Genomic DNA, 18,553 nt, shown 5'->3' with positions numbered 1-18,553 from the left:
ATTTCTGACTGTCAACGGACAGAATCGGACCGCTGTGCGGTGGCGTCCCTACCGAGACCGTCGCGTGACCGGCTAGACCGCGCGGGAGAGGCGGTCGTACTGGTCGTCCGTCAGCTTGACGGACAACGCGGCCACGTTCTCCTCCAGATGGGCGATCGAGGAGGTCCCGGGGATCGGGATCACCGTCGGGGAGCGGCGCAGCAGCCAGGCCAGCGACGCCTGCGCCGCCGTGACCCCGATCTCGGCCGCCACCTCCGCCAGCGGGCTCCCCGGCCCCGCGTGCGAGCCGGCCGCGAACGGGAACCACGGCAGGAACGCGATCCCGCGCTCGGCCGCGTAGTCCACCACGGGGTCGTGGTCGCGGGTGCTCAGGTTGTACAGGTTCTGGACGCTCGCGATGGGCGTGATCTCCGCGGCCCGGCGCAGCTCGTCCACGCCCACCTCCGACAGGCCGATGTGGCGCACCTTGCCCTCGTCCCTGAGCTGCTTGAGCGCGCCGATCTGGTCCGCCAGCGGGTACTCGGGGTCGATGCGGTGCAGCTGGAGGAGGTCGATGCGCTCCACGCGCAGCCGGCGCAGCGCCAGCTCCGCCTGCTGCCGCAGGTAGGCCGGGTGGCCGTGGGTGACCCACTCGGTGGGCGACGGGCGCAGCACGCCGATCTTGGTGGCGATCGTCACGCTTCCCGCGTACGGGTGCAGCGCCTCGGCGATCAGCTCCTCATTGGCGCCCAGGGCGTAGGCGTCGGCCGTGTCGAACAGGTCCACCCCCAGCTCGGCGGCTCTGCGCAGGAGCGCGATCGCGCCGGCGCGGCCGGCCGGGGGACGCCAGATGTGTGCCTCGGCGGCGGACGGCGCGGGCTCCGGGCCGTCGGCCAGCCGCATCGCGCCGTAGCCGATCCGGCTCACCTGAAGGTCGCCGCCGATGGAGAAGATCTCACGTGCAGGAATTTCGCTCATGACCGTCACGCTAGGACTTCACATAGATGTGAGATTCAAGCCGGAACGCTGTGAGGAGCGTCACATGAGGATCGGGGCGTTGTCGCGCGAGACCGGGGTCAGCCCGAGGCTGCTTCGCTACTACGAGGAGCAGGGATTGCTGGCCTCCCACCGCGGGGAGGGCGGTCACCGGCGCTACGACGCGGACGCGCCCGTCGTCGTCCGCCGGATCCGCACGCTGCTCGCCGCCGGGCTGCCGACCAAGGTCATCAGGGACGTGCTGCCGTGCGCGTCCGGCTCGGGCGAGGTGCTCGACGCCTGCACGCTGGGGCACCTGCGCGACCGCCTCGCGGGCCTGGAGGTGCAGCTCGCCGAGATCCAGGCGACGCGCGACAGCCTGGCCGCGCTCGTGGCGGACACGGAGCGGGCGAGCGGCCCGGCCGCATCCCTGGCGGGCGCGGCCTGACCACGACGACCCCGGAGCCCTTCCCCGGGGGAGGGCTCAGTGGCCGCTGTAGAGGTCGTCGACGTCCTTGGCGAAGTCGCGCATCACGAGGCTGCGCTTGACCTTGAGCGTGGGCGTGAGGTGCCCGCTCTCCTCCGTGATGTCCGCGTCGAGGATGGTGAACTTCTTGATCTGCTCGGCCTTGGACACCGTCAGGTTCGCCCGGTCCACCGCGCCCTGGATCTCCGCCTGCACCTTCGGGTCGCCCCGCAGCTCGGAGATCTTCGTGCCGGCGGGGACGGCCTCGGGGTCGAGCGTGATGAGGGCGGCCACGAACGGCCGGCCGTCGCCGACGATCATGGCCTGGGAGATCAGGGGGTGCGCCCGCAGCGCGTCCTCCAGCGGCCCGGGGGCGACGTTCTTGCCCGCCGCCGTGACCAGGATCTCCTTCTTGCGCCCGGTGATCCGCAGGTAGCCGTCGGCGTCGAGCTCGCCGATGTCGCCGGTGTGGAACCAGCCGTCCGCGTCGATCACGTCACCGGTCGCCGAGTCGTTCTTCCAGTAGCCGTCGAAGACGTTGCGGCCCCTGGCCAGGATCTCGCCGTCGCCGTCGATGCGCAGCGTGACGCCGGGCAGCGGCTTGCCGACAGTGCCGATCTTGTTGGCGCCGGGCATGTTGACCGAGACCGGGGCCGAGGTCTCGGTCAGGCCGTAGCCCTCGAAGACCTCGATGCCGACGCCCCTGAAGAAGTGGCCGAGCCGGTCGCCCAGGGCCGAGCCGCCGCACACCGCGGCCGACAGCCGGCCGCCGGTGGCCGCGCGCAGCTTGGAGTACACCAGCTTGTCGAACACCGCCCGCTGCAACCGCAGCCCGAGCGGGGCGCCGCCGGAGCTCTCGGCCTTGCTCCAGGCCACCGCCACGTCCACGGCGCGGGCGAAGATCTTGCCCTTGCCGCCCGAGATGGCCTTCTGCTCGGCGCCGTTGTAGACCTTCTCGAACACCCGGGGCACGCCCAGCAGGAACGTCGGCTGGAAGTCCTGGAGGTCGGGCGCGACGTTCTTCATGTTGGGGGTGTGCGCCATGACGGCGCCCGCCTCGAACAGCACGACCTGGATCATCCGCGCGAAGATGTGCGCCAGCGGCAGGAACAGCAGCGCGGCCGGGTCCTTGCGGGCGAACAGCGGCTCCAGCGGCCCGCGCAGCACGTTGAGCGCGGTGAACAGCAGGTTGTCGTGGGTGATCCGGCAGCCCTTGGGCCGGCCCGTGGTGCCCGAGGTGTAGACGACCGTGGCCAGGTCGGCGGAGGAGACGAGCTTCCTGCGCTCGTCCACGTCGGCGGCGGTGACCTCGCCGGTCTCCAGCGTGCCGTCCACCCGCCAGAGCGACTTCAGCTCGGGCGCCGCCTCCCTGACGGACTCCTCGTGCCCGTCGAGCTCGACGAACGCGGCCTTGGCCTCGCTGTCGTGCAGGATCCACCTGACCTGCTCGACGGAGGACGTCTCGTAGATCGGCACGGTCACCCCGCCGACGGCCCAGATGGCGTAGTCGACCAGCGTCCACTCGTAGCGGGTGCGCGACATGAGCGCGACCCGGTCGCCGTGCTCGACGCCCGCCGCGATCAGCCCCTTGGCCACCTCGACCACCTGGTCGCGGAACTCGGCCGCGGTGACGACGGGCCAGCCCGCGCCGGCCTTGCGGCGCATCACCACCGCGCCGGGCTCCTGCTCCGCGCGCCGGAAGACGGTGTCGGCCAGGCCCGCGGAAGCAGGCACGTCGACCAGGACGGGGACGCTGTACTCGCGCACGAACTCAACTCCTCTTCGGGGACCGCCTGGACGTTACCGCCTTAAGTTACGCGCCGGTAGCTCCGTCATAGAGGCGTTATGAAGGGCGTTTCCCACGCTAGCAGCCACTACCGGTCCGTACGCGCACCGGAAACGCCGATCGGGACGGGCTTAGGATCTCCTCATGAAGGTGCATGTCGTCAGTGACGTCCACGGCAGGGCCGACGCCCTGGCCGGCGCGGCCGACGGCGCGGACGCGCTGATCTGCCTCGGCGACCTGATCCTGTTCGTCGACTACGACGACCACGCCCAGGGCATCTTCGCCGACCTGTTCGGCGCGGAGAACGCCAGGCGGTTCATCGAGCTGCGCACGGCCAAGCGGTTCGACGAGGCCAGGGCCATGTCGGCGCGGCTGTGGGCCACGCTCGACGGCGATCCGCGCGAGCACATCGAGCGCAACGTGCGCGCCCAGTACGACGCCCTCTTCGCCGCCATGCCCACCCCCGCCTTCCTCACCTACGGCAACGTCGACCTGCCGCGCCTGTGGGCCGACTACCTCAGGCCCGGCCACCAGGTGCTCGACGGGCAGGTGGCGGAGATCGGCGGGCTGCGGTTCGGCTTCGTCGGCGGCGGGCTCAAGACCCCCTACCGCACCCCGCACGAGATCACCGACGAGGAGTACGCCGCCAAGGTCGAGGCCGTCGGCGAGGTGGACGTGCTGTGCTGCCACATCCCGCCCGCGCTGCCCGAGCTGCTGTACGACGTGGTGGCCCGGCGGTTCGAGCGCGGCAGCGAGGCGACGCTGGAGGCGATCAGGCGCACCCAGCCGCGCTACGCCCTGTTCGGCCACGTGCACAACCCCCTGCGCGCGCGTGCCCGCGTGGGGCGCACCGAATGCGTGAACGTGGGGCATTTCCGGGGGAAGGGCGTGCCGTACGTCCTCGAATGGTGATCTGACCGGCACCGTGCAGCGGTCCGCCGCGGTCGGCGGTTTGTGCACTACGGTGGTCGCATGTCTGATCGCACCACTTCGAGCATCACCATCGGCGCCCCGCAGGCCGACGTGATGGCGGTCATCGCCGACTTCCCCTCCTACCCGGAATGGGCCGGGCAGGTCAAGAGCGCCGAGGTCCTCAGCACCGACCCCGACGGCAGGCCGCGGACGGTGCGGTTCGCCCTGGACGCCGGCCCGATCAGCGACACCTACGCCCTGGCCTACACCTGGGAGGGCGACGGCGTGCGCTGGCAGGTGGCCGAGCCGGGGAAGATGGTCTCCGACCTCCGGGGGAGTTACCGGCTCGCCGGCGCGGGCAGTGGCACCGAGGTGACGTACGAGCTGACGGTCGATCTCAGCGTGCCCATGATCGGCCTGATCAAGCGCAAGGCGGAGAAGGTGATCGTGGACACCGCGCTGAAGGGCCTCAAGAAGCGCGTCGAAGGCCGCTGAGTTGAGCCCGCGGGTCCTGCTCTTCACCGGCAAGGGAGGCGTCGGCAAGACGACGGCCGCCGCGGCCACCGCCACGCTCGCCGCCGGCCGCGGCCTCAAGACGCTCATCATCTCCACCGACACCGCGCACTCGCTGTCCGACGCGCTGGCCGCGGGGCCCGGGGAGATCACACCCGGCCTGCACCTGCACCAGGTCGACACGCAGAAGACGCTGGAGCGCCACTGGGGCGAGCTGCAGGACTACGCCAGGGGAGTACTGGTCGAGCTGGGCCTCGACCAGATCACCTCCGAGGAGATCACCGTCCTTCCGGGCGCCGAGGAGATCATCGCCCTGCTGGAGCTGCGCGAGCACGCCCGCGCGGGCCGCTGGGACGTGATCGTGGTCGACTGCGCGCCCACCGCCGAGACGCTGCGGCTGCTGGCCCTGCCCGAGGCGCTCGACTGGCACGTCAACCGGCTCATGCCGGTCGGGCGCAAGCTGGTGCGGCTCGCCGCGCCCTTCGTGCGCAGCGTGGCCCGCGTGAGCGCGCCCGGCGAGGACGTGATGAGCGCGGGCGAGCGCTTCCACCGCGGCCTCATGGAGGTCCGCGAGCTGCTCACCGGCGACCACGCCTCCGTCCGGCTCGTGCTCACCCCCGAGTCCGTGGTCCTCGCCGAGGCCAGGCGCACCCTGACCTCGCTCAGCCTGTACGGCTACCGCGTCGACGCCGTCATCGCCAACCGGGTCTTCCCCGGCGAGGGCGCCGACGAGTGGCGCGCCCGGTGGGTGGCGGCGCAGTCGCGGCTGCTGGCCGAGGCGGAGCAGTCGTTCGCGCCGCTGCCCGTCCACGTCGTGCCGTACCTGCCCGCCGAGCCCGTCGGCAAGGACGCCCTGGCCGGCCTGGGCGCGGCGATGTACGGGGAGTCCGACCCGTTCGCCCCCCACGCCGTCGAGCCGCCGCTGCGGATGAGCGCCGACGAGCTGACGCTGGCCCTGCCGGGCGCCGACCGCGGCGACGTCGACCTGGCCCGCAAGGGTGACGAGCTGATCGTCACCGCGGGGCCGTACCGGAGGATCCTGGCGCTGCCCGCGGCGCTGGCCCGCAGGAAGATCGGCGGGGCGGAGCTGCGCGACGGCGTGCTGCGCGTGCGCTGGGCCACCGGCGGGAGCCCGCCCGGGAGCGCGGGGTCTGCACTACCGTTCAGCTCGGGGAGCGAATCCGCCACCTGAAGAGTTGAACATGGAGGAGCGACCCCAAAACGCCAGGGAGGGCCAAGATGAGCGAGAGCCAGGACAGAGACCCCATCGGGACGGTAGCCGACGAGGCCCGCAAGCTGTTCGACTCGATCCAGGGGCGGGCCACCCGCCAGGTGGGCAGGAGCGTGTTCAACTCCTTCACCGGCGGCGGCGGCAGCCGCAGGGAGCGGGACGTGTGGGAGGAGGCGGTCTCCGAGCCGCACGACGAGTACATCTGCCGCGCCTGCCCCGTCTGCCGGGCGATCGCGGCGCAGCGCGAGTCGGGCGGCGACGTGACCGGGCACCTGATGGCCGCGGGCGGCGAGCTGTTCGCCGCCTTCAGGGGCGCGCTCGACGCGCTGAGCAGGCCCGCGCCGCGCACCAGCGGGCCGCGCGACGACCGGCCGGATGACGACCGGCGCGACGGCGACCGGCGCGACGACGTGGAACACATAGATCTGAACTAGGGAGACACGGGGCATGCTCACGATCGGTGTCGACATCGGCGGGACCAAGGTGGCCGCCGGTGTGGTCGACGACAATGGCGAGATCGTCGAACACACGCTCAGGCCCACCGCCGCCGACCGCCCCGACGTGGTCGCCGAGACGGTGGCCGACGTCGTACGCGAGCTGTCCAGGGACAGGACGATCGAGGCCGTCGGCGTCGGCGCGGCGGGCTTCGTGGACGAGACCAGGTCTGTCGTGCGCTTCGCGCCCAACCTCGCCTGGCGCGAGGAGCCGCTGCAGAAGAAGATCAGCGGCCTGGTCGGCCTGCCGGTCGTCGTGGAGAACGACGCCAACGCCATGGCCTGGGGCGAGACCCGGTTCGGCGCGGGAAGGGGCCAGTCGCACGTGGTCTGCCTGACGCTCGGCACCGGCATCGGCGGCGGCATCGTCATCGACGGCGCGCTCTACCGGGGCCGCTGGGGCATGGGCGCCGAGCTGGGCCACATGCAGGTCCTGCCCGGCGGGCGGCAGTGCGGGTGCGGCAACATCGGCTGCTGGGAGCAGTACGCCAGCGGCCAGGCCCTGGTCAAGGAGGCCAGGGAGCTCGCCGAGGCGCATCCCGAGCAGGCCGCCACGCTGCTGGGGCTGGCCGGCGGCAAGATCGAGGGCGAGGAGGTGACCGAGGCCGCGCGGCAGGGCGACGAGGCCTCGCTGGCCGCCTTCCGCAACCTGGCCGACTGGCTCGGGCAGGGCATGGCCGACCTGGCCGCCGTGCTCGACCCCGGCTGCTTCATCGTGGGCGGCGGCGTCTCGCGCGCGGCCGACCTGTTCATCGACCGGGCCAGGCAGGCCTTCGCCGAGCGGCTCACCGGCCGCGGGCACCGGCCGCTCGCCGAGATCAGGCTGGCCGAGCTGGGCGCTTCCGCGGGCGTCGTGGGAGCCGCCGATCTGGCCAGGCAGCGCTGAGCGGCGCACCTGACGATCCGCACGTGACGGTCAGGGTCGGGACGTACAACCTGCACGGGCTGCGCGACAGCCTGCCCGCGCTCACCAGGGTCATGGCCGCGGCGCGCGCCGACGTGCTGTGCGTGCAGGAGGCGCCCAGGTTCGGCCGCTGGCGGGCCAGGCGGGCGGCGCTGGCCGCCGCGGCGGGCCTGGCCGTGGCGACGCCGGACAGGGCGGGGGGAGTGGCCGTCCTGGTCGGGCGGCGCGCCCGCGTGCTGCACGCCGAGAGCCACCGGCTGCGCGCGTTCCTCGGCCTGGAACGGCGCGCGCTGGCCGTCGCCGTGGTGCAGGCCGAGGGGGCCCGGCTGGCCGTCGGCTCGCTCCACCTCGACCTCAGCGACCCCGCCAGGATGCATCACGCCGCCGAGGCCGTGGCGCTGATGGAGGGCGTGGCCGCCAGGCACGGCGCCGTCGTCCTGCTCGCCGGCGACGTCAACGAGCACCCCCACCGGCCCGCCTGGCGTTACCTGGCCGGGCGGCTGGCCGACTGCCACGCGGCGGCGCCCGAGGGCGACGGGCTGACGTTCCCCGCCGCGAGGCCGTCCGCGCGCATCGACGGGGTCTTCGCCGCGCGCGGGACGCACGTCGTGTCGTGCGGGGGAGTGGACGCCTCGATCGCCGATCTGACCGGGGCAAGCGACCATCTCCCGGTCGTCGCGGAGTTGCGAGTTGGGCACTAGCGGGCATGTCAGGCTCTCCAGCCCGTAGCATTTCCTTCATGACCCGTCGCTCTCAGCGGCGTGCGCTCTCCTTGATCCTGGCGACGTTCGTGGCCTGGTCGCAGGTCACGCCCGCCGCGCATGCCGATCCCCGCCCCGCGCAGATCGAGGCGTGGCAGCAGTCGACCAGCGTGCGCCTGCAGGCCGACGGCTCACTCTCCGACGTGCTGGCGATCTCACCGGGCGACGTGTGGGCGGTGGGCCAGCAGGAGATCTGGGACGTCTGGAAGAACCGCGGCACCATCCGCCACTGGAACGGCAGCAGGTGGGCCGAGATCGGCATCCGCGACAACACGGCCGCGGGCAACCTGCGCGGCCTGGCCGCCGTCTCCTCCTCCGACGTGTGGGCGGTCGGAGACGGGCACGACGGGCTGCCGTTCCTCGCGCACGGCGACCAGGCGGGCTTCGACCGGGTCAGGCCGCTCTGCGACCCGCCGGGGTCCGACCGGGTCAGGCCGCCGTGCCTGCGGGCCGGCGACTGGCTGGGCGGCATCGACGCCAAGTCGGGCAAGGTCGTGGCGGTCGGCAGCCGCGAGAAGAACGGGCTGATCCTCACCGGCCAGGGCAACAACTGGACCGTGCAGGCGACCAAGGAGCAAGGCGCCCTGTACGCGGTGTCGGGCGGCTTCGCCGTCGGCGACACCGGCACCGAGCCGCTGATCGTGCACTACTCGGGCGGCTCGTGGAAGTCCATGCCCTTGCCCTCCATCCCCGGCGGCTACCTGCGCGACGTGCAGGTCGACAACTCCAAGCGGGCGCTGGCCGTCGGCGGGGTCTACCGCGGCCCCGGCGACATCTCGCCGCTCGCCCTGACCTGGAACGGCAAGCGGTGGCGCGAGCTGCGCCTGCCGCGCTCCGAGGCCAGGCTGTACGGCGTGACCGGCGACGGCAAGGGGCGCTACTGGATGACCGGCTACGACCCGGCGCGGGCCGCGGAGCCGTTCATGCTGCGCTGCGAGAAGGGCGATTGCGAGACGATCAGGGGCGGCGCCCAGCAGGGCAGGAGCAGCGTGCGGCTGCAGGCGGTGGCGTACCTGGCGGGCAAGAGCACGGTCTGGGCGGTCGGCCACGCCGTCGACACCAAGGACCGCTACACCGACGTGGTGGAGTCGTTCGCGCCCAGGACCACCACGTCGAAGTCGTAGGCCCTCAGAGGTCGTAGCCCCCCTAGAGGACGGCGCCGTCGTCCCAGCCGGAGTCGTTGGGCGGCCCGTCGCCCATGCGGACCACCAGCGCCACGAACCCTCCGATGAACGCCGCCACCGCGGTGAACAGCGCCCACCCCTCCATGTGCCAGCTCGCCATGGCGGCGACCAGCAGGTAGGCGGGGCCGCCGAACAGCGCCACCCACGCCAGCTTGGTCGCCAGGTCGAGCTTGGGCAGCGGAGGGGGCGGCGGAGGCTCGAAGTGGCCCTCGTCCTCCTCCTCGCCGTCGTCGCCGCGCTCCGGCGGGGCGTCGTCGAGGACGGTGCCTGTCGCGGGCTCCTGCTCCTCCTCCGGCGGTTTGACCACCCGGCGGGTCGGCTCGGCAGGAACGTTCTCGCTGTCCGGCCATGGCTGGTCGGCCGAGTCGTGCTCGGCGGTGTCGTTGAAGGACGCGACGATCTGCCGCCAGACCTCGTCCTCGTCACTCTGGGGCGTCACCTAGATGGGCCTCTCCGCAGCGATCGCGACTTCCCCCTGGGTGCGATCAGTCCCTCTGCAAGGGTACCGAGGCATGTGTCCGGATGAAGTCGAGGCTCCCGGCAAAGATCCTGTCGGCATCGTTGTCAAGCGTCGCAACATGGTAGCTATCGGTAAGCTCCTCGATCGTGGCCTGCGGGACCTTCGCGCGTATGATCGCGACACTCGTCGGCTTCACCACGTGGTCCTCCGTGCTGTGGAAGACCAGCAGCGGCTGCGTCAGCTTCTTCAGGTCGGCCTGCACCAGCGACCACAGCCCGGGCAGCGAGGCCGCCGCCTTGACCGGGGTGCGGGTGTAGGCCAGCTCGCGCACGCCGGGCTTCTTGACGTCGTTGGCGACGCCGGGCACCGACGGCACGAACCATTTGAGCAGCGGAGCCAGCTTCAGTAACGGCACGTCGTTGGCGATCGACGGGTTGACCACCATGATCCCCGAGATCGCCGGCCCGTGCACCTCGGCCAGCCGCAACGCCAGGCAGCCGCCCAGCGACAGCCCCGCCACGAACACCTCCGCGCACCGGCCCTGGAGGTCGGCGAACGCCTTCTCCACCTCGGCGTACCAGTCCTCCCAGCGCGTCCTGTTCATCTCCTGCCACCTGGTGCCGTGCCCGGGCTGGCGGGGGAGCGAGACGCTGACCCCGTGCCGGGCAAGGTATTCACCCCACGGCCGCAGGGACTGCGGCGTGCCGGTGAACCCGTGACACAGCAGCACGCCGATCTGGCCTGCTTCGTGGTGGTAGGGCTCTGCGCCTGGCATGAGCGGCATAACAGCTCCTCTGTGCCGTTTCATTCCGGCAATTTCCGCCGGAACGGCCCGATCGTCGCATGTTCCGGGGTATTTGTGCGAGAGCTGATGTAGGAGCATGGCCGTCGAGATGGGAAGATGACTCTGCCCGCAGCTGACGATGCCCGCCGACGAGAAGTGCGCAGGAAGAGGTGCCAGGGTGTTCTACTGGGTGGTCAAGGCCATCTTGGGGCCGTTCCTCCACCTCATCTTCAGGCCGTGGACCGAAGGTGCGGAGAACGTGCCGAAGCAGGGGCCCGCGATCCTGGCCGGCAACCACCTGTCCTTCGCCGACCACTTCTTCGGCCCGCTGCAGATCCGGCGCAAGGTCATCTCCCTGGGCAAGGCCGACTACTTCACCGGGCGCGGGATCAAGGGCTTCTTCACCCGGCTGTTCTTCAGCGGCGTCGGCACCGTGCCGATCGACCGCTCGGGCGGCAAGGCCAGCGAGGCCGCCCTGCGCACCGGGCTGCGCGTGCTGCGCGAGGGTAACATCCTGGGCATCTACCCCGAGGGCACCCGCACCCCCGACGGCCGCCTCTACAAGGGCAAGACCGGCGTGGCCAGGCTCGCCCTGGAGTCGCGGGTGCCGGTGATCCCGTGGGCGATGATCAACACGTACGAGATGATGCCGCCGGGGCGGCTGCTGCCCAAGCTGGGCATCAAGCCGGGCGTGCGGTTCGGCAAGCCCCTCGACTTCTCCCGCTACTACGGCATGGAGGACGACCGGCTGGTGCTGCGCGCGGTGACCGACGAGATCATGTACGCGCTGATGGAGCTGTCGGGCCAGGAGTACGTCGACAAGTACGCCGCCAGCGCCCGCGTCGAGATGGAACGCGCCGCGCGGGCCGCCGCCTCGGGCGGCAAGAGCGAGTGATCGCGGGAGCGGTCAGGCCGAGGACCGTAAGGCCTCTTCCGTCCTGCGCATGGCGCTCGTCATCGTGCGCAGCTCCTCCCGGCTGAGCCGGTCGATCAGGAAGGCGCGCACGACCTCCAGGTGACCGGGAGCCACCTGCTCCAGGCAGCGCGCGCCCTTCTCCGTCAGCACCGCGAGCACGCCGCGCTCGTCGGACGGGCATGTCGCCCGCTCGACCAGCCCCGCCTTCTCCAGCTGGGTGATCTGGTACGTCAGCGCGCTCTTCGACACCACGACGTCCCTCGCCAGCTCCGTCATGCGCATCTGGCGGCCGGGGGACTCCGACAGGACCACCAGGATCTCGTACTGCGGGTGCGTCAGGCCGGCGGCGGCCTTGAGCTGCTCCTCGATGCGCCGCTCGAGCAGGTGGGAGGTCGACACGAAGGCGCGCCATGCCGCCATCTCGGTCGCGTCCAGCCATCGGGTGTCCGTCACCGATTCAGTGTACTGTCGTTCGAATTTGAACAAATCACTGCTAGAGTCGTTGTTCAAATCTGAACAACCATCGAGGAGTCCGCATGGTGGATCAGGCGCGTCCCTTCGTCCTGTTGCTGGCGAGGGTCGCCATCGGGGTGATCTTCCTGGTGCACGGCTATCAGAAGTTCGCGACGATGGGGATCGCGGGCACGACCAAGTTCTTCGAGTCCGTCGGCATCCCGCTGGCCGGCCTGGCCGCCCCGGCGGTGGCCGTGCTGGAGGTCGCCGGCGGCCTGGCGCTGATCGTGGGCGTCGCGCTGCCGATCGTCGGCACGCTGCTCGCCCTGGACATGCTGGGGGCGATCGCCTTCGTGCACGGGGCCAACGGGCTGGCCGGCGACGGTGGCTACGAGTTCGTGCTGGCGCTGGCGGCGGCCAGCCTGGCCGTCGGGTTCACCGGAGGCGGCGCGCTGGCGCTCGACCGCGTCCTGCTCCGCCGCCGCAGCCCCGCCACCGCGACCGCCTGACGGCTCTCGCCGTCCGGGCTCAGGCCAGCCGGGTGCGGATCTGCCTGATGTGCTCCGGTGTCGTGCGGCAGCAGCCGCCGATCAGCGACGCCCCCGCCCGCTGCCACTCCTGGGCGGCCCTGCCGTACTCGACCGGGTCGGCCAGGCCCGTCCAGCGGCGGGCGGCGGCGTCCCAGGCTTCGCCCGAGTTGGGGTAGACCACCACGGGCAGGCCGCCCGCCAGGCACCCGATGAGGCCGGGGATGTGGCGCGGCGCGGTGCAGTTCGCGCCGACGGCCAGCACCTGCGGGTTTCCCGTGAAAAGGGCCGCAGCCTCACGGATCGGGGTGCCGTCGTTGAGCCGCTCGCCGTCGCGGCACGAGAAGCTCACCCACGCCTTCACCCCCGGCGTGCGGGCCAGCAGCGCGGCCAGCGCCCGCGCCTCGACCAGGGACGGGATCGTCTCGCAGGCCAGCAGATCGGCCCCCGCCGCCGCCAGGATCTCCCAGCGCGGCAGGTGCCAGGCGTACAGGCCGTCCTCGTCGAGATCGTAGTCGCCGGTGTACTCGGCGCCGTTGGCCAGGTAGGCGCCGTACGGGCCGACCGAGGCCGCCACCAGGCCGCGCCCGGCCTCGTCGCGCGCCTGGGCGGCCAGCTCCACCGACAGCCGGATCAGCCGCTCGGCCTCGACCACGTCCAGCCCGCGCCGCGCGAACCCCGGCAGCGTCGCCTGATAGCTGGCCGTGGTCGCCACGTCGGCCCCCGCCGCGAAGTAGTCGGCGTGCGCGCGCCGGATCAGCGCCGGCTCCTCCAGCAGCAGCCGCGCCGACCACAGCGCGTCGCTCAGATCCGCGCCGAGCTCCTCCAGCCGCGTGGCCAGCCCGCCGTCCAGGACAAGTGTCGTCACTTATCCAGCGTACGGGGCCGCCGGAAATGCGCGGATGACGTGGTCGAGCATGGCCGGGGTGTCCTCCGGCGCGTCGATTGTGAAGTCCGCCCGGCGCGCCAGCTCGTCACCCGTCTCCCTGTTGGCCACCGCGACCCTGACGCCCAGGAACGCCGGATCCCGCGCCTCCCGCCCCCGCAGCGCGTCGAACGCCCGGCCGTCGGACAGGTCGTCGCCGAAGTACCAGGCCCGGGCGAGCGTCTCGGTCTCGCGCTCGACGATGGTGCCCTTGTCGCTCTCGATCGGAGGTCTGAGCTCGACGACCATGCGCCCGTACTGCTCCCGCAGGCCCAGCTCGGCGGCCTTCGCCGAGGCCCACCGCTCCACCGCGCCGCGCAACGACGGCGCCGCGCGGTAGTGCAGCGCCACCAGCAGCGCCTTGTCCTCCACCAGCACCTCGCCGGGCAGCTCGCGGGCGGCGTCGGCGGCCACCCGGCCGATCACCGGGGCCCAGGCGCCCGCTCCGGCCTCCGTGCGCACCCGGCCGTCCACGACGGTCTGCATGCCGTACAGGCCGAACAGGCTCAGCCGGGGCACGGCCGCGAACCGCTCGCACAGGAACGCCGCCGGGCGGGCCGAGACGATGGCGACCCTGCCGACCAGCCCCGACAGCAACCGCAGCCGCTCCACCGCGCCGGCCACCGGGAACACGGCGGCGGGATCTCGCATGATGGGGGCGATCGTGCCGTCGAAGTCGAAGAAGAACCCTGACTTCGTGCTCTCCGAGACCGTGGCGTGCACCGCTTCGGTGAAGCGGAGGGGGGCGCGAGAGGTCGCCATGCTCAGTGACTGTAGAACAGCCCGACCGGTTCGGACAGACGCCTGTTCGCGATGCGTCCGGGGCCTCGTGGGAGTGCGGCCGGCTGGTGCCGGCGGGTCACGTGGTGGGCGTGGGGAGGGCGGCGGCGCAGCGGCGTACCAGCCAGGTGGCCACCCGCGACGGCACGTCCCGCACCGACGCGTCGAGGAGCCGCTCGTCGAGGTCGCGCACGGTCGTGGCGAGCGTGCGCAGCAGCCGCGCCGCCACGGACGGCTCCGCGCCGACGAGCTCCAGCACGGCGGCGCGTGGAAGGTACGCCACCTCCACCGCCGTCAGCGCCGTACGGGTGGCGCGATGGGGCCCGTCAACCAGCAGGGCCGTCTTGTCGAAGGCCACCGGCGCCTCCTCCACGGCCAGCACCACCTCCCGGCCCTCCGCGCTCACCCGCGCCGCCCTGACTCTCCCGGCCAGCAGCACGATCAGGTGGTCGGCCGGATCCCCCTCCGTGCACAGCACCTGCCCGGCCGCATACCGCCGCCGGCGGGCCCGCACCGCCAGCCCGCGCAGCCGCTCCTCACCGAGCTCCCCGAACATGGGCAGGTCGGCCAGCGTGTGCGTCATGTATCCCGTGATACACCACGCCGGTGCCCCGCGATGCTGAGCGCGAGGGCGGCCGGGGCCTGACGTGCGGGGGCATGGCGAGATACGTGGTGCAACTGGCCTTCGAGGGCGGCCCCCGGCGGCTCGCGGCCCGGCCCGCGCACCGGGAGCACCTGCGGCGGCTCAAGGAACGGGGGCGGCTGGTGACCGCGGGGCCGTGGGCCGACGACAGCGGGGCGTTGCACGTCTACGAGGTGGCGGACGAGGCCGAGCTGCGGGCGATCCTCCAGGAGGACCCGTACACGGCGGTGGACGGCTACGAGATCGTGCTGCTGAGGGAGTGGACTCCGATCATGTGACGCCCACGGCCACCCGGCCTGTGCGGGGCCGCCGCCACCGCGCCGTGACGGTGGCGGCGCGCCCCGCGGGCCGGTCAGGCGCGCTTCCAGAAGGGGCCGCGCCGCTCGCCGCCGGCAGGTCCGGGCGCCGGGGACGGGGAGCCGCCACCGGTGAGCGCGGTCAGCACCTCGACGGCGCGATCGTGCAGCGCCTGCGCGTCCGCGCCCGGCCGCTCGGCTCCCTCCAGCTCGCGGGCCAGCGTCTCCAGGTTCTCGTTCCCGCCGAGGAAGGCCGCCAGGGCCGCGAGCCGGGTCCCCAGGTCCGCCAGGTACAGCAGGTCGGGGGCCGGGAGAGCCTTGAGCCGGTCGAGCTCGGCGGAGAGCTGCGGCCGTACCGCGTCCAGGCGGTGCGCGGGCCGCGCGCCCGGCCTGCCCCAGCGGCCGCCTCCGGGAGCGGCCGGAGCGGGCATCGGCGGCCCGCCGGACGCGGCCGGCCGCGGCGCCCCGCCATGAGCCGGGCCTCCAACACCGGGACCGCCAGGACCGCCACCGGGACCACCGCCAGGACGCCCGCCGGGACCGCCACCGGGAGCGCCGGCGGGGCCGCCGAACACCGGGCCGCCCTCCTGCGCGCCACCGCCCACGAACCCCTGGTCCAGGTCGGCCTGGCTGAGCCCGGGCGCGGGCATCCGCATCCGGGGCGCCGCCATGGGGGCGGCGGCCAGCATCATGCCGGACGCGAACGCGCCCGCCGCCGGCGCCGCGCTCGGCAGCTCCCAGCCGCTCGGCGGCTCGACCGGCTGGATGACGCGGTGCTCGGGCCCCTCGCCGGCGACCTGCCTGGTGTCGACGGCCACGTACGCGGTGAACCGGCAGAGCACGCCGTACTCCAGCGACGTGCGCACGATGCGCTGCTCCAGGTCGTGCTCGCCCATGGCGTAGCGGTCCTCCAGCTCGCGCAGGTGCGCCCGCGCCCACACCGCGCGGATGGCCGGACTGTCCGTGCTCACACCCGGCACCCGCTGCTCCCAGGGCGCGCCCGACGCCGTCCCGCGCACGGTGACCGAGGAGCCCTCGCGGTAACGCCCGTACGCGCGCAGCGGCACGCCGGGGAAGATCGAGCCCAGGTGGGTGACCGTGTCGGGTTCGACGTCGAGGTCCTTGAGCGACAGGCCGGTCACCAGGGGAGCGCCGATCCTGCGGTGGATGGCGTCCATGGCGGCGTCGAGCCGGTCCTCCGACTCGACCAGCTCGCACCGCCCGGCGCCGAGCCCGGCCAGCCGGCCGAGGAACCCGGCGTTCACGGCGCGGTCGATGCCGACCGTGTGCACGCGCATGGCCGACAGCGCGCCGCCCGCCTGCTCCAGGATCTGGTCCTCGTTGCCCACCTGGCCGTCGGTGACCAGCACCACCACGCGTTCGCGTCCGCTCTCGGCGCCGCCCAGCAGGGTGGTGGCCTGGCGCAGCGGTTCGAGCAGCTCGGTGCCGCCGCGGGCGTCCACCCTGGCCAGGTGCTCGACCGCGCGGTACCGGTTGCGGTCGGACGCCTCCACCAGCCCCTCGAACGCCTGCTCCACCACCGAGTCGAAGGTCAGCACCGCGAACCTGTCCTGCTGGGTCAGCGTGTCGACGATGCGCGCGGCGGCCCGGCGGGCGCAGACCATCTTCCAGCCGCCCATGCTGCCCGAGCGGTCGAGCAGCAGCACCAGGTCGCGCGGCGTCCGGGTGGCCTGCAACGGCGGCGGCAGCACGGTGAGCGCGAACGTTCCCCGGTCGTCGAGCTGCAACGACGTGGAGGCGTCGAACGACAGCCGCAGCACGAAGTCCCGGTCGAGCCGCTCGCCCGGGCGCAGCCGTACGGTGTGGCCCTCCTCCTCGACCACGTGCAGGCTGGAGGCCAGCTCGCGCAGCTCCAGCCCGGCCGCGTCCACGGTGGCGGTCAGCGACAGCCGTACGGGGTCGGGGAAGCCCGGCAGCAGGACCGGCGGGCTGATCCTCGACGCGTCGGGCACGGCGTCGGTGTCGGGGGCCGTGCCGTCACCGGCCGGCGGGCCGTCGATCGGGCTGCCCGGGATGTAGCGCGGGGCCACGACCAGCGGGAACCTGAACGTCGCCGCGCCGTCCTCGTACGGCAGGGGCTGGCTCATCGTGAGCTTCACCGAGACGCGCTCGCCGGGCAGGATGTTGCCCACCCTGATCGTGAACACGTCCGGCCGGTCCTCCTCGGCGATCGCAGCCCGCCTGCCCTCGCGCAGCGCCCTGTCGTAGTCCGCCCTGGCCTGGCCGCGCTCCTTCAGCACGCCCTCGATCACCCGGTCGTCGGCCTCCATCCGGAAGCCGGTGACGGCCGCCCTGTCGGGCAGCGGGAAGACGTACGTGGCCTCCAGCGTGACGTCGAACGGGTTCCTGAAGCCCTGCGTGACCTCCACGCCGGCGATCAGGCCCGAGATGTCCGCGGAGACGTCCACGCTCTCCAGCGGCAGGTTGCCGCGCTCGGTCAGCAGCGCGCCGAACCCGGCGTCCGGCACCGGCAGGCACCGTGCGGGCTCCAGCGAAGTGATCCTCATATCAGCTCCCTCTCTTCGAGCACCGCGAGCAGCGGCCGCGCGGCCGCCAGCACCGCCTGAACGTCCTCCTCGGACGGCGCCCGGCCCGCGTCCAGCACGAGCCGCACCCCGTCTCCCAGCCTGACCCCCGTCACCACCTCACCACGTGCCCCGCCTCCGGCCGCCCTGACACGCTCCTGACCTTCGCCGGTCCGCGCCGCCGTGCGGGCAGAGCCTGCTCCGCGGGAGCGCTCGCGGCGCGGCGCGCGCGCGTCGTGGGACGGGCGTGCGCTCCTTGGTGCCCCGGACTCGGGCGCCGGTGAGCCATGCTCGGGCGCCGGTGAGCCATGCTCGGGTGCGGGTGCGGGTGCGGGTGCGGGTGCGGGTGCGGGTGCGGAGGGCTCGGGCGCCGGTGCGCCGGGCGGCGCTTCGTGAGCGGGCGCCGCGCCGCTGCCCGGCCGCTCGGCCCAGAACCGGTCGCGCACGGGCTCGCCGCCACCCGCCGCTCCGGCTCGCGCCCCGTCGGCCGCCGCCGCGGGCACGTGGCCGGCCACGTCCGAAGGCCCGCTCGCCGACGGCCCGCCCAGGCCGTGCGCCGCGGGCAGGTCGTCGGGGCGGTGGGTCGCCGGAAGACCGTCCGGGGCGTGCGGCGGGGCCTCCAGGCGGGCCGCCGCCTCCAGCATCCGGTCCGTGGCTCCCGCCAGGGCCGCCTGGATCTCCGCGATCGACCGCCCGGCCGCCTGCAGCCGCTTCACGGCGACGAGCTGCAGCAGGTGCCGCCGCCCGTACCGGGCCACCCGGCCGCGCCGCGTGAGCGGCGGGTCCACCAGGCCGATCGTCGTGTACCACCTGATCAGCCGCTCGCCCGGCACGTCGCGGACCCGCCCGTTGGGCGGTGACGGCGCGCCGGCGCGCAGGGCGCGGGCCGCGTGCTCGGCCAGCTCGCCGATCGTCCAGGTGTCACTCATGGACCCACAATGACACTGTCACTATTACACTGTCAATGACGTCGGGAAGCGGAAGATCTGAGGCTCCAATCTCGTTCTCAAATGTGTAA

21 protein-coding genes are annotated in these 18,553 nt (G+C 73.0%); 11 read left to right on the top strand and 10 right to left on the bottom strand.

Translation table 11 applies throughout. The features are described 5' to 3' along the window. Positions 1-72: 72 nt before the first annotated feature. Positions 73-957: an aldo/keto reductase gene (locus HD597_RS32795; RefSeq protein WP_253747019.1), complete on the bottom strand. Its 885-nt coding sequence runs from the start codon at positions 955-957 to the stop codon at positions 73-75. A gap of 64 nt (positions 958-1,021) precedes the next feature. Between HD597_RS32795 and HD597_RS32790 the strand changes: the two genes are divergently transcribed. Continuing rightward, entirely contained in the window at positions 1,022-1,402 is a 381-nt protein-coding gene (locus HD597_RS32790; RefSeq protein WP_253747018.1) for a MerR family transcriptional regulator, read from the top strand. 36 nt (positions 1,403-1,438) lie between these two features. Here HD597_RS32790 and HD597_RS32785 read toward each other — a convergent pair whose 3' ends face one another. Continuing rightward, entirely contained in the window at positions 1,439-3,187 is a 1,749-nt protein-coding gene (locus tag HD597_RS32785) for an AMP-dependent synthetase/ligase (protein ID WP_253747017.1), read from the bottom strand. Between the two features lie 163 nt (positions 3,188-3,350). Between HD597_RS32785 and HD597_RS32780 the strand changes: the two genes are divergently transcribed. The 7 genes from HD597_RS32780 to HD597_RS32750 are packed head-to-tail and all read left to right on the top strand — an operon-like array spanning position 3,351 to position 9,145. After that, entirely contained in the window at positions 3,351-4,118 is a 768-nt protein-coding gene (locus HD597_RS32780; RefSeq protein ID WP_253747016.1) for a metallophosphoesterase family protein, read from the top strand. 60 nt (positions 4,119-4,178) lie between these two features. Beyond that, entirely contained in the window at positions 4,179-4,613 is a 435-nt protein-coding gene (locus HD597_RS32775; RefSeq protein ID WP_253747015.1) for an SRPBCC family protein, read from the top strand. 1 nt (position 4,614) lies between these two features. Continuing rightward, positions 4,615-5,823 carry an ArsA family ATPase gene (locus tag HD597_RS32770; RefSeq protein WP_253747014.1) on the top strand — a complete coding sequence of 403 codons (1,209 nt, stop codon included), beginning with the start codon at positions 4,615-4,617 and terminating at the stop codon, positions 5,821-5,823. A gap of 47 nt (positions 5,824-5,870) precedes the next feature. Further along, the gene (locus HD597_RS32765; protein WP_253747013.1) at positions 5,871-6,296 is read left to right on the top strand and encodes a DUF5304 family protein; all 426 of its coding nucleotides are present in this window, start codon (positions 5,871-5,873) and stop codon (positions 6,294-6,296) included. Between the two features lie 13 nt (positions 6,297-6,309). Further along, entirely contained in the window at positions 6,310-7,242 is a 933-nt protein-coding gene (locus HD597_RS32760) for an ROK family glucokinase (protein ID WP_253747012.1), read from the top strand. A gap of 23 nt (positions 7,243-7,265) precedes the next feature. Next, complete coding sequence (locus HD597_RS32755; protein WP_253747011.1) at positions 7,266-7,961, top strand: endonuclease/exonuclease/phosphatase family protein; 696 nt, start codon at positions 7,266-7,268, stop codon at positions 7,959-7,961. Between the two features lie 38 nt (positions 7,962-7,999). Next, complete coding sequence (locus tag HD597_RS32750; RefSeq protein ID WP_253747010.1) at positions 8,000-9,145, top strand: hypothetical protein; 1,146 nt, start codon at positions 8,000-8,002, stop codon at positions 9,143-9,145. A gap of 22 nt (positions 9,146-9,167) precedes the next feature. Here HD597_RS32750 and HD597_RS32745 read toward each other — a convergent pair whose 3' ends face one another. Beyond that, on the bottom strand, positions 9,168-9,644 hold the full coding sequence (locus HD597_RS32745) for a hypothetical protein (RefSeq protein ID WP_253747009.1): 477 nt from the start codon (positions 9,642-9,644) through the stop codon (positions 9,168-9,170). Between the two features lie 46 nt (positions 9,645-9,690). Then, the gene (locus HD597_RS32740) at positions 9,691-10,449 is read right to left on the bottom strand and encodes an alpha/beta hydrolase (RefSeq protein WP_253747008.1); all 759 of its coding nucleotides are present in this window, start codon (positions 10,447-10,449) and stop codon (positions 9,691-9,693) included. A gap of 178 nt (positions 10,450-10,627) precedes the next feature. Here HD597_RS32740 and HD597_RS32735 point away from each other — a divergent pair, with 178 nt between their 5' ends. Then, positions 10,628-11,344 (top strand): lysophospholipid acyltransferase family protein, encoded by a 717-nt coding sequence (locus HD597_RS32735; protein ID WP_253747007.1) that lies wholly within the window; start codon positions 10,628-10,630, stop codon positions 11,342-11,344. A 12-nt stretch (positions 11,345-11,356) separates the two neighbouring features. Here HD597_RS32735 and HD597_RS32730 read toward each other — a convergent pair whose 3' ends face one another. After that, positions 11,357-11,818: a MarR family winged helix-turn-helix transcriptional regulator gene (locus HD597_RS32730; RefSeq protein WP_253747006.1), complete on the bottom strand. Its 462-nt coding sequence runs from the start codon at positions 11,816-11,818 to the stop codon at positions 11,357-11,359. 83 nt (positions 11,819-11,901) lie between these two features. Here HD597_RS32730 and HD597_RS32725 point away from each other — a divergent pair, with 83 nt between their 5' ends. Continuing rightward, entirely contained in the window at positions 11,902-12,327 is a 426-nt protein-coding gene (locus HD597_RS32725) for a DoxX family protein (protein ID WP_253747005.1), read from the top strand. A gap of 19 nt (positions 12,328-12,346) precedes the next feature. On the opposite strand, the gene mmuM is transcribed toward HD597_RS32725, so the two are convergent. The 3 genes from mmuM to HD597_RS32710 all read right to left on the bottom strand — a co-directional run bounded on the left by mmuM (position 12,347) and on the right by HD597_RS32710 (position 14,633). Next, the gene (gene mmuM, locus HD597_RS32720) at positions 12,347-13,213 is read right to left on the bottom strand and encodes a homocysteine S-methyltransferase (protein WP_253747004.1); all 867 of its coding nucleotides are present in this window, start codon (positions 13,211-13,213) and stop codon (positions 12,347-12,349) included. Next, a complete protein-coding gene (otsB, locus tag HD597_RS32715) occupies positions 13,214-14,032 on the bottom strand; it encodes a trehalose-phosphatase (protein ID WP_253747003.1) in 819 nt (272 codons plus the stop codon). It lies immediately after the preceding gene. Between the two features lie 97 nt (positions 14,033-14,129). Then, positions 14,130-14,633, bottom strand: coding sequence for a Crp/Fnr family transcriptional regulator (locus HD597_RS32710; RefSeq protein ID WP_253747002.1), 504 nt, complete (start codon positions 14,631-14,633; stop codon positions 14,130-14,132). 74 nt (positions 14,634-14,707) lie between these two features. Here HD597_RS32710 and HD597_RS32705 point away from each other — a divergent pair, with 74 nt between their 5' ends. Further along, on the top strand, positions 14,708-14,971 hold the full coding sequence (locus HD597_RS32705; RefSeq protein WP_253747001.1) for a YciI family protein: 264 nt from the start codon (positions 14,708-14,710) through the stop codon (positions 14,969-14,971). A gap of 74 nt (positions 14,972-15,045) precedes the next feature. On the opposite strand, the gene HD597_RS32700 is transcribed toward HD597_RS32705, so the two are convergent. Together HD597_RS32700 and HD597_RS32695 are read right to left on the bottom strand one after the other, a co-directional pair. Next, entirely contained in the window at positions 15,046-17,517 is a 2,472-nt protein-coding gene (locus HD597_RS32700) for a VIT domain-containing protein (RefSeq protein ID WP_253747000.1), read from the bottom strand. Further along, positions 17,514-18,464 carry a helix-turn-helix domain-containing protein gene (locus tag HD597_RS32695; RefSeq protein WP_253746999.1) on the bottom strand — a complete coding sequence of 317 codons (951 nt, stop codon included), beginning with the start codon at positions 18,462-18,464 and terminating at the stop codon, positions 17,514-17,516. Before HD597_RS32695 ends, HD597_RS32700 begins: the two co-directional genes overlap by 4 nt. Between the last annotated feature and the right edge of the window lie 89 nt (positions 18,465-18,553).

The organism is Nonomuraea thailandensis (genome assembly GCF_024172165.1).
GTDB classification, from domain to species: domain Bacteria; phylum Actinomycetota; class Actinomycetes; order Streptosporangiales; family Streptosporangiaceae; genus Nonomuraea; species Nonomuraea thailandensis.
This window is presented reverse-complemented; position numbering and strand designations above follow the sequence as displayed.